Raw genomic sequence first — 9,876 nt, 5'->3', positions numbered from 1 at the left:
TTTCTACATCATACGATGTTGTATTTCTTAAAGGCAAGCGAAATTTTCGCGATGCTTCGATGCTTGCAATGTCAGCCCGCTGCTTTGCGCTGCCATCCGTACGCTTCGCGGTGAAGGTCGGCTCCCTGCGGCCTGTGCGCCCCACGATCTGCGCCAGGTGGCACACCGCCGTTCCTCAGATCGGCATCGCAGATCACTTGGTCGGCGATAGGCCCGGAGGCGCACCTGCGCCGCGCCCGGGACCACGGGAAGTGAGGCCGAAGCCTCACCCGAAGGGATCGTACTCCGAGACGATCACGACCTCGTCGCCGTCGATTTCATCGGCGGGGAGGGCGCCGAAGGTTCCATCTCCAGCCTGGAAGACGACGATCGAGACCATGAGCGTGGCGGCGAGTGAGGCGGCGAAGGCGTGTGCATCTTTGCGGGACATCTGTTTGGCTCCTGTCTTGGAGGCGGGGGACCATCCCCCGCGCGACAGGACCCCGCAGGCCCGAAGACTGGCTGACATCACCGGGTGCGTTCGGCTCGTCCGAATCCATCCGGCGGCACGGGCTCGCCCGTAGTCCGACCCCTCGCGGGTTGATCTCGAAGACAGGATTCGGGCCAAGGAAGGGAATGGCGAGCGGGGGATGGTCCCCAAACGTCAGGAGCCGGTTGTCGCGCTGATGCTTGGAACGCCGCCAGCCTCCCGGGCAAACTCTTGATTGAAGACTTTGTTGCTTGGGGATGGATCCTTTGGTGCCCCGCGAACTCAAAGGACAAGGTTGTGATGGTTGAGAGGCCCGCGCTTGGGCGGGCCCCTCGGTTTCAGTTGGGCTCAGGCGGCCAGGTTCGCGCCCCCTGCCCTTTCGCTGTCTTCGTCGCCAACGATCTCAAGCCGCGCGTTGCGGTAGCCCTCTCGCGCGATCCAGAGCTCGGCCGCGGTGATCGTTTCCGCCAGATGCAGCAACTCGGTGTTGCCACCGAAGTCGAGAAGCACGCGCACCTGCCCGGGCTTCGGATCCTCGGCCACCTCGAAAACCAGGGCGCTGTCAGCCGAATGGCTGCGCATGATGGTGACGAGGATGACCCCGTCAGAGGAGAAGTTTCCCTCATGCAGCGTGAAGGAGGCCGGAGCCGTCCAGGTCGGGTAAGGTCGGGGTGGCTCCTTCTTCACAAGGCGGCCCACGCCGTTCGAGCGCTCCCAGGCTGCGAGCTTCTTTGTGAAGCGCGCCGGCGGCTTGGGGCTGCCGTCAGTGTAGCGAATGAGCGCCCCGAGGGGTGCAGTGTCGATGATGGTTGTTGCAGACATGATTCCTCATTTCGAATGCGAGCAATCGCATTCATCCTATTGATATTTTTCGGTTATTGGATGATTTGGGGGCGGAATACCCGCCCCCTGCTGGATCACGTTATTCCGCGGCCAGCATAGACGCGCCTTCAGCAGGCAAGCCATCCGTCAGGAATGCAGGAAGGTCAGCTTCACTGACGCTCTCAGCCACTTCGGCATCGACATCCGCCCCTTGCCCTTCGGTATGGCCCTCATCGTCCAGCGCTACGAGATCGTTCCGGCGCAAGGCCTCGGGCAACCAGCCGCTGCCCTTCAGCAAGCGCTCGGCCTCACTGGCCATCTCGCCCTTCTTCAGGTGATCGAGAAGCTGGGCAGTCCCGTCCCCTTTCGCCTCGCGCACGGCCTCGAGGATGCGGACCTTGGGCACGCGGTTGAGATAGGTGTCGACCGTCGGCTCCCAGCCCGCATCGACCATGTCGAGTTCGACGGCACACGCCACGAGATCGGCATGCGCCATACGACGCGTCAGACCACCTGCAGAGATGCCTGCCCCGTATGGGTTGACCTTCTCATGCAGCGCGTTGACACCGAAGCTGAGGCAATGTGCCAGTAAGGCCAGACGGCTGCCCTGGTCGAGAACTGTCAGATAGTCCCAGAGTGCCGCGTCATCGCCAAGCGGCAGATCGGCTTCCCATTCCGCGTGACGCTCGTCGACCAGCTTGGCCACCACGCTGTCCTTTAGATCACTCGCTTGCGCCGACATGTAGACGTGACGCACGGATGCCTCGAGACAGCTGCCCGAAGCAGAGGAGCTGCGGAAGATATCTGTGACAAGCTTCAGAAGCAGCAGCGTCAGCGCGACATCTGGCGAGCGTCCGATCGCTTCACGCAGTGCCAGCGTCCGGTGGGCCGTCAACTCCATGACCAACCGCTCAGGCAGTGGCTTCAGCGCCCCGTCATCTTCATCCTCCGGCAGGTCTGCCCCAACTGGCTGGCCACCCGACATGATGACGGTTCCGACATGAGCGGCACTGGCATGGCTATCGGTGAGATCACGATCATCCCCCTGCCCCGCCACCGCAGGATCAGTACCGTCCTGAACCGCGGTCTCCTCAACGGGCTCATCCTCTGGACGCACATAGCCGCGATAGACTGCCAGCGCACCGTAGCGGTCGAATGTGACGAACGCACCTGCCCGTCCAATTTCCAAGGGGTCGAAGATCAACGGCCGGGTCTCGATCCTTTCCATCTCCGTTTCCAACACGCCAAGCCGCGTGTCGATCTCGTCAGGCAATTCATCCTGTCCCGCGTATTCCTCTTCCAGAGCCCGATACTCGGCGAGCAGCTTGGCATGGGCCGCACCTTCGTCATCCGTCATTGGTGCTGGATCGCCGGACAGGGACCGCAGGCCGTGGCTGTAGCCGTAGGGCAGGTCGAGTGCGACCTCGATCCATTTCCAGCCCTCAACCGCTACCGTCTCAGCCTCCGCCTGGAGTTTTTCGCTCACCAGCCGATCGAGCAGGGCAGGGTCTTCGAGCCAACCACCGTCATCGCCCTGAAAGAGGTCATGCAGCATCGTGCCACCAGCCGCTTCATAGGCATCAACACCCACAAAGACCGCGCGTCGGTCGGACGCCCGGACCGAGGTCTCGGTCAGCATGCGCCGTATCTGGAATGGCTCCTTGTTCCAGGATGAATGGATCACGTCCCAGACCTGAACCTGACGCGCGTGATCGGGGTTCACCGTGAAGGCCATCAGCTGTTCCAGCGTCATGCCATCCTCGGCATAGACCTCAAGCAGGGCAGGGGCGACGGAGGCAAGTTTGAGGCGCTGCTTCACGATCTGCGGCGTCACGAAGAAGGCGGCGGCAATCTCAGCATCGCTTTGACCCTTGTCCCGCAGCGCCACAAACGCGCGGAACTGATCGAGCGGGTGCAGGGCGACGCGCTGCATGTTTTCTGCAAGGGAATCGTCCTCGGCCAGGATGTCGGACGCAGCATCCCGCACGATGCAGGGAATGGGCGTGGTCTTCGCCAAACGCTTCTGCTTCACCAGCAGGGACAATGCCTGGAACCGCCGTCCACCGGCCGGAATCTCGAACTTGCCGGTCTCGGTCCCATCGTCAGCCAACACGGGCCGCACGCTCAGGCTCTGCAAGAGACCACGGCGGGCGATGTCTTCGGCGAGTTCCTCGACGGATACGCCAGCCTTGATGCGCCGCACATTGGACTGGCTCAACACGAGCTTGTCGAAAGGGATATCCCGCGAAGGGGACAGGGTGATTTTCTGGACAGCTTTCGTCATCAGATCTTCTCCACGACGGGCGCCGGAAGCCACTCTCCCGATCTCACTTCCCGTCACCCTCAAACCAACACTCCTTTCCCTCTCGCGGTTGTTCTTGACCGCGGTCAAGAAGTTCATGTGGGAGCAAGTTGTGTGCGTAGGATCCTTTCGAAATAGGCGTCAGGGTGTTTGATCGTGTCTGCTCTTGCTATCAGGTAGTCGAAGACGAGAAGCAGTTTTCCCGCGCCAGCTTTCTGGAGCCCATGCCGCAGTTCGTCTTGGCTTATTCTAAGCAATCGACCGAGGTCGTATAGAATGCGGGTGAGGGCTTCTCCTGTACGCGGCGGTTCTGGGAAAAATCCCGCAACATGGGTGAAATCTTCCCATGCCATGCGTGCTGGGTCTCGGTTCATCGTCGGTTTGGTTTTTGCGGTTTGTTCAGCGCGATTGACCGTAGAGGGAGCAATCTTTTTAATATCTTTTTTTAAAGACTCTATGTGCCGGACATTTTGTCCGTTTGTGGCGGGCAGATCGTTGGATTCTGGTGCATAAGGTTGGTGTTCGATAGCTTGTAAATTATCTTCGGAACTAGCTTTTGCTGCGGCATGGTGTTCACCGTAGCTTGCGTCGGTATCGGCTCCGAGGGCTCTAAGTTCCGAGATAACGCTCAGGACTGCATCAACGGTTAGTGTTGCTCGACGCAGGACATTTCTGATCATGTTGAGGGTAGAGAGCTTTGCTTCATCGAAGCGTGTCTGTTGGAGTAGCGAAGCACGTAGGGCCAACGCCTCAGCCTTCAGTGAGCGCAAGCGCTCGCGTTCTTCGGTGAGTTCCAAGGCTTGTGTCGCGAGCGAGCCGTACCTCTGTATCAAGGGTTTCAGGTCGATACCGAAGGCATCTCTGATAACGCCTCCATACCTCAGCGGAAAGCGTTTGCCATTTGCTGAGTTCTTGCGTTCGATCAGTTCAGCAGCTGAGAGGCGTCCCAGGCTGCGTCGAAGTGTTCTCTCATCGAGTCCATTGGCGCGCTCTGAGAGAGAAGCGTTCGATGGGAACACGACAGTGAGCGTAAGTCGCTTGCTGTCCTGAATCTCACGTTCGTTGCGGGGTAGGAAGCTAATGAGCGCGGTCAGAACGGCGAGGTCATTGGTTGTGAGACCGAGCTCCTTCCTCAGTACGCGAACCGGGCCCAGAAGCTCGTAGGGGTTAGGGCAGGGCAAAGATGTCCGTTCCGCCAGGGCGGTTGTTGTTTCAGTTGCATGTCTCATGGTGTTTCGGAAGAAAAAGCTTCCCCGTTCACCGCGAGCGGTGTTGAAATCGATTCGTTTTGGGGGTATCAATCAGGTGTCGAGACTGATTGAGGCCCTTCGGAAGCATCGCTTTCGGGGGGTCTTTCTTTTTCTAGCCGGTCCTCCTTTCGTTCTCTGCTCGTTTCTTTTGATGTCTTGACCGCGGTCAAGACACGGGGTCGTCACTCTGGCCTGTCTTGACCGCGGTCAAGAAGCTCTGTGACCAGCTTCCGGACTGCCTCCTCAACACGAGGGACAAGATCCTCGTCCACATCGATGGTGATGCGGTTGCCCTTTCGGCCGATTTTCACGCGCTCTCTGGAATGTGTCTTCTGCGTCGACGGTTTGGTGGCTGTCAGCAAGGTGACCGCCGCTTCGAGACGGTCGGGGCCCGGGATGTTGCAAGGGATTTCGCTGGCAATTTCTCGGGCTCTCGCGACGTCTTTCTCGCACAGCCTGAAAAGCTTTTCCCAAACCCGTCGACCAACGCCGTGTGCAGGTCCGATAGCCTGGATCAGTTCCATCGGGATGCCCGTAGCGATACGGTTCATCCGCGAGACGAGCGATTCATCGATCTGAAGTGCCCGATACGCGATCGTTTGAGCGTTCTTGCGTGTTTCGTCAGTTTTCCCAAGTTCTCGAATGATCCCGGCGACAAACAAAGCCCTTTCGATGAACGATGGGTCTTGCCGCGCATTATTCTCTACGCCTTGGGCAATGAGAGCTTCTTCGTCGGTCATCTCCATGACCGTGGCGCGCACTTTCTGACCAAGTTGGCGACAAGCGAGAAGCCGACGGCGTCCATAGACGATCTCAAGCGCACCGTCCTGGGTTCGGCGAACCAGCACTGGAACCTTTTGACCGTGCTCGCGGATCGACGAGACAAGCTCATCCAGACCATCGCTTGGATCGATGCGGTCCATGACCGCGGACATCCGTATGGCGGTCGGGTCGATCAGCCGCGTGGCGTGTTTATCCTCTTCGAGCACAGATGCTTGTGCGCGAGCTACTGTCGGGCTCGTTCGCTTCACATCCAGATCCTCGTCCGAAGGCGGCGTTTTGCCCATCGCGTTCTTGAGTGAGTCCCCGAAGACCTTACGCGCCATGGCTACGCCCCCATGCTTTCAGGATTTCGCGTTCGACTTCGTCTGTCACGCGCGAGACGGACTCGATCGCGCGCTCGTAAGTTCTGCGGTTCACATCGCGAGGTTCGACCTCAAAGATGCTCTGCTGGGTGTTCGCAGCATCACCCACGGCTGTTGATTTCAGAAACTCGGCAGACAATACGGCATCCCCGAGGACTGTCCGAAGCAGAGATGAAATCTGCACCTGCGGACCATCCGTATTTTCGTAACGGGTGATCAGAACTCGCACGAAGTTCAGTCCATGTTCCGGGGCGTGTGCCTCTACGACGCCCATCAGGTTGCTAGCCATGCCCAGAAAGCTCGCCAGCGACATGACATCGAGCATCGACGCGTTGAGCGGGATCAGGACCCCGGTTGATGCAAAGAGGGCAGAGATCACAGAGAAGTTCAGCTGCGGTGGGGTGTCAAATATCACCACATCATATCGGTTGAGGACAGGCTCAAGCGCTTCCCGGATGCGGCTATGGAACGTGGTGGCGCCGTGTCTGAAGCTCAAGGCGACCTCAAACTCGTATTCCATGATGTCCATGGATGCCGGGATCAGATCCACGGTCGGGAAGTTCGTTTTGCGAATGATCTCTGCTGCGGGCAATGGATCGTCGGATCGGATAAGATCGTATGAAGTTGGCATATCCGGATCAAGCTCGGGAGTTACCCCGAACAGGTTCGTCAGACTTGCCTGGCTGTCGAGGTCGATCAGCAAGACCCGGTATCCGCGGAGACCCAGTAGTTGTCCTACATGGGCAACAGATGACGTCTTTGCCGAACCACCTTTCAGGTTGAAAATCGTCAAGACCTGACAAGCCTCTCCCGGTCTTCTGTGCGGGTGTTCTTCTGGCTTGATCCTTCCAGTCTCGAGAAGTACGCGTTGTGCCTCGACCATCTCCTCTGCAGAGAAGCTACGGCGGTTGCCGCCCTCCAGAACACCTTCGGGGAAGCCTTCGAGGTTTGACACATGATGGCGGAAGGTATTCTGATTAATGCGAAGAAGTTCGGCCGCTTCCCGCATGGCGAAGCGGCGGAGACCCTTCTGAGCGTCCGGTGGGAAGGTTTCCTGCGCATGTTCACGCAACCGACTACCAAGTCGCTTGGACATGACTTCAAATCTCTGGGAGGCCCGTATCCCGTTCATCACTGCCCTCAAGTCTTTATTGTTTTGCAAAGCTTAACAGATATTGTGGATAAATCCAGACCAAACCGTTGAGCGGCCTGGGGGCGTTGAAGGCACCCATTTCTGTCGACGGTAAACTGTTAAAAATCAGCGTCTTGGGCGACTGCGCTCTCACTCTACTTCAACACCTCGTTGCCAGCTGCGAAGTGACCACAAGATGTATTGTGAGTGCGTACAGAAATCAGTCGGCAGAATCGGATGGACGATTCTCCGGGATCTCAGTCGAGCAACCCCAGCCTCTCGGCCCGCTCCAGCAGCATCTTCACCGACGAAGGCTGCCAGCTTGTCCGCCCGCGCGGCGTGCGTTCGCGCATCGCCTGCAGCCGGGTGCAGATCGCCTGAAGCGTGATGTCGGGGTCCGCGCCCTTGATTCCGGCGACGATGGCGGGCAGACGGTCGTCGGTTTCGCGGCGCCCGGCGCGGGCCAGCACCTCGGCCGGCAGGAAGCCGTCGCGGACATATGCCTTCACAGCGCGCAAGAGACGGCTTTGGGTCCAGCGACGCGCCTCGGGCAAGGGGCCGTTGATGATGCGCAGCACGTCTTCCCAGGCCAAGTCGGGTCGCAGCCGGCGCACATGGGGCACCCAGTCCTGGGCAGTCTCGTTCAGACGCTCCATGTAGCCGTCTTGTCGCGCCAGCCGCACCTTGCGAAGAGCGGCAGGATCTTTGGCCCGCAGTCCAGGGTTCCCGCCGACCCGGCCCTTGGTACGGGCGCTCGCCAGCCCCGCCTTGGTACGTTCCCGGATCAGCGCACGCTCGAACTCGGCCGCGGCGCCCAACACCTGCAGCGTGAACTTGCCTTGCGGGGATCCGGTGTCGATCGGGTCCTGAATGGAACGAAAGAACGCCCCCTTGGCCTCCAGTCGCTCGATCACCTCCAGCAGATGCGATAATGAGCGGGCAAGACGGTCAATACGCACGACAACCAGCGTGTCGCCCTTACCTATGCGTTCTAACACCCGCGCAAGCACCGGCCGCGCACGATTGCCGCCTGAGGCCTGTTCTTCATGGATCTCGGCGCAACCCGCGGATTTCAGGGCCTGCGACTGGGGCAGGGGGGTCTGATCCTCGGTAGATACGCGCGCATAACCAATCAGGGGCATCAAAAAAGGCCATTTGCAATTTAAGGTATCGTTAATAAACGACCGTTTATAAAAGAATGCAAGCAGGTGCTCTCTCGTCGTGTTCGTCCAAAAACCCTTGGTTTCCATGCGCTGAGCGCGATCTGAGAGGTTTCACCGGCAGTCGCGCGCGCATACTATATAAAGAGCGAAGGCAGCCGCCACAAAATCACTTGGGTAATGTGCAAAAGAGCAGTATTTTGCACACATGAAGATCCGAGCATCCACTATGACTGATGATTTCAGTGACCCACTCATCACCATCGAGGAGGATGAAGAGGCTCACGAAGAAGATCTCTGGTTTCTGCCGGGACCACTCGAAGAAGAACAAGATGATTTGCCTCCTGTGTCGCATTTAATTTCCGATTTCAATTGAAGCGTTAAGCTGTAAGCTAGGCGCGGACATTTTATCTAAGCGTTTCACAGAACCAGTGGGTTTGAGTGGCTTTCAAAGCCCGGCGTCCTTGGTGAGGTTCACGCGGAACCGGTCGCGTCGGCGTTGATAACGGCGGGTCATCTCTGCGGAGGCGTGACCAAGCTGTTTCTGGACGTAGCGTTCGTCGACTTCCGCCGAAGACGCGAGACCGGCGCGGAGGGAGTGTCCAGAGAAAAGCGCCAGACGTTCCTTTTCAGGCAACTCCGCACGAATACCGCTTTTGAGTACAGTTGCCTTGATGAGGCGTGCGACGTGCTTGTCATTGAGCCGTGCCTCCAGGGCGCGCTTGCCGTCGCGCGAGGTGCGGACAAAGACTGGCCCGAAGTCGATCTTGGCAAAGTGCAGCCATTGTTCCAACGCATGCACGGGACAGGTCTGTTCCGAGGATCCACGCCCAATCTCGACCTCGCGCCAGCCGGTCTTGGCGTTTAGGGTCAGCACGGCGCCCTCGCCATCTTTGCCGTCGAGAATCTCGATCCAGCCACCGCTGTCAGGGGTGTCGTCCTTGCCGGCATCGAGGCTGACGATCTCGGATCGCCGGAGGCCTCCGGCAAACCCCAGCAGCAGGATGGCCCGGTCCCGTAGCCCACGCAGATCGAAGGGCAGGGTGGCGACCATGGCGAGGATATCTTCCGGCAGGATTGCTTCCTTCTGGGCTGGTGGGCGCGCGTGCTTGCGTCTGATCCCGGCGAGAACCGTAGCGATGTGGCGGTCTTTACGATCAAGCGCAAAGCCGCGCTGCGTGTAATTCCACGACAACCCGGAGAGACGGCGATCAATAGTCGAGACGGAAAGAGGTTGGACTGCCGACTGCGAAGGGGAGGGGGCCGCTGGTGCCGCGAGATCTGCCAGATAGAGCCCAACCATCTCTGGCGACGGGGGTATAGGATCGGTACCCCTGAGCCTGCACCAGCGCGCGAAGTGCTTCCAGTCAGCGGCATAGGCCTTGTTGGTGTTCTCAGCCGTTGAGGCTTTGGCGTAGTCGCGCGCATTTTCAACCAACCGATCGAGCGTGCCGGAGCCCGCAAGGCCTGCGAGGCCCCCGGCATGGGAGGGCAGGGCGATCGGGCTGTCTTCAGCATGGTCTCTCTCATTGCGCGCATCACGGTTCATCGCATCATTGGACGCTGAGGTCGATTTCTCGGGTGTATGGGGCTCAT

The 9,876-nt window shown here is 59.2% G+C and carries 9 protein-coding genes; 1 reads left to right on the top strand and 8 read right to left on the bottom strand.

The genetic code is table 11. From position 1 onward, the window contains the following. Positions 1 to 265: 265 nt before the first annotated feature. From ACRBB0_RS25720 to ACRBB0_RS25690, 7 genes are all read right to left on the bottom strand, one after another. Entirely contained in the window at positions 266 to 430 is a 165-nt protein-coding gene (locus tag ACRBB0_RS25720) for a hypothetical protein (protein WP_431377335.1), read from the bottom strand. Positions 431 to 817: 387 nt separating this feature from the next. Beyond that, positions 818 to 1,291 carry a hypothetical protein gene (locus ACRBB0_RS25715; protein WP_431377334.1) on the bottom strand — a complete coding sequence of 158 codons (474 nt, stop codon included), beginning with the start codon at positions 1,289 to 1,291 and terminating at the stop codon, positions 818 to 820. Positions 1,292 to 1,391: 100 nt separating this feature from the next. Then, positions 1,392 to 3,575, bottom strand: coding sequence for a ParB/RepB/Spo0J family partition protein (locus tag ACRBB0_RS25710; RefSeq protein ID WP_431377333.1), 2,184 nt, complete (start codon positions 3,573 to 3,575; stop codon positions 1,392 to 1,394). A 113-nt stretch (positions 3,576 to 3,688) separates the two neighbouring features. Next, positions 3,689 to 4,822 (bottom strand): helix-turn-helix domain-containing protein, encoded by a 1,134-nt coding sequence (locus ACRBB0_RS25705; RefSeq protein WP_431377332.1) that lies wholly within the window; start codon positions 4,820 to 4,822, stop codon positions 3,689 to 3,691. A 203-nt stretch (positions 4,823 to 5,025) separates the two neighbouring features. After that, on the bottom strand, positions 5,026 to 5,949 hold the full coding sequence (locus ACRBB0_RS25700) for a ParB/RepB/Spo0J family partition protein (protein ID WP_431377331.1): 924 nt from the start codon (positions 5,947 to 5,949) through the stop codon (positions 5,026 to 5,028). Continuing rightward, complete coding sequence (repA, locus tag ACRBB0_RS25695) at positions 5,939 to 7,084, bottom strand: plasmid partitioning protein RepA (protein ID WP_161489483.1); 1,146 nt, start codon at positions 7,082 to 7,084, stop codon at positions 5,939 to 5,941. The genes ACRBB0_RS25700 and repA overlap by 11 nt, the downstream gene beginning before the upstream one ends. Positions 7,085 to 7,377: 293 nt before the next feature. After that, a complete protein-coding gene (locus ACRBB0_RS25690) occupies positions 7,378 to 8,262 on the bottom strand; it encodes a recombinase family protein (protein WP_431377336.1) in 885 nt (294 codons plus the stop codon). Between the two features lie 247 nt (positions 8,263 to 8,509). Between ACRBB0_RS25690 and ACRBB0_RS25685 the strand changes: the two genes are divergently transcribed. Then, on the top strand, positions 8,510 to 8,656 hold the full coding sequence (locus ACRBB0_RS25685; protein ID WP_431377330.1) for a hypothetical protein: 147 nt from the start codon (positions 8,510 to 8,512) through the stop codon (positions 8,654 to 8,656). A gap of 72 nt (positions 8,657 to 8,728) precedes the next feature. On the opposite strand, the gene ACRBB0_RS25680 is transcribed toward ACRBB0_RS25685, so the two are convergent. Next, positions 8,729 to 9,876 (bottom strand): tyrosine-type recombinase/integrase (locus tag ACRBB0_RS25680; protein WP_431377329.1); only part of this gene is annotated, 1,148 nt, incomplete at its 5' end.

This window comes from Pelagimonas sp., from assembly GCF_050633425.1.
Classification (GTDB): Bacteria; Pseudomonadota; Alphaproteobacteria; order Rhodobacterales; family Rhodobacteraceae; genus Pelagimonas.
The sequence above is the reverse complement of the archived record's forward strand: the minus strand, read 5'-3'. Positions and strand labels throughout refer to the sequence as shown.

Bases quoted from the DNA above. Each gene is read 5' to 3' on its own strand.
- ACRBB0_RS25720 (WP_431377335.1), bottom strand. From the start codon at position 430: ATGTCCCGCAAAGATGCACACGCCTTCGCCGCCTCACTCGCCGCCACG.
- ACRBB0_RS25715 (WP_431377334.1), bottom strand. From the start codon at position 1,291: ATGTCTGCAACAACCATCATCGACACTGCACCCCTCGGGGCGCTCATT.
- ACRBB0_RS25710 (WP_431377333.1), bottom strand. From the start codon at position 3,575: ATGACGAAAGCTGTCCAGAAAATCACCCTGTCCCCTTCGCGGGATATC.
- ACRBB0_RS25705 (WP_431377332.1), bottom strand. From the start codon at position 4,822: ATGAGACATGCAACTGAAACAACAACCGCCCTGGCGGAACGGACATCT.
- ACRBB0_RS25700 (WP_431377331.1), bottom strand. From the start codon at position 5,949: ATGGCGCGTAAGGTCTTCGGGGACTCACTCAAGAACGCGATGGGCAAA.
- repA (WP_161489483.1), bottom strand. From the start codon at position 7,084: ATGTCCAAGCGACTTGGTAGTCGGTTGCGTGAACATGCGCAGGAAACC.
- ACRBB0_RS25690 (WP_431377336.1), bottom strand. From the start codon at position 8,262: ATGCCCCTGATTGGTTATGCGCGCGTATCTACCGAGGATCAGACCCCC.
- ACRBB0_RS25685 (WP_431377330.1), top strand. From the start codon at position 8,510: ATGACTGATGATTTCAGTGACCCACTCATCACCATCGAGGAGGATGAA.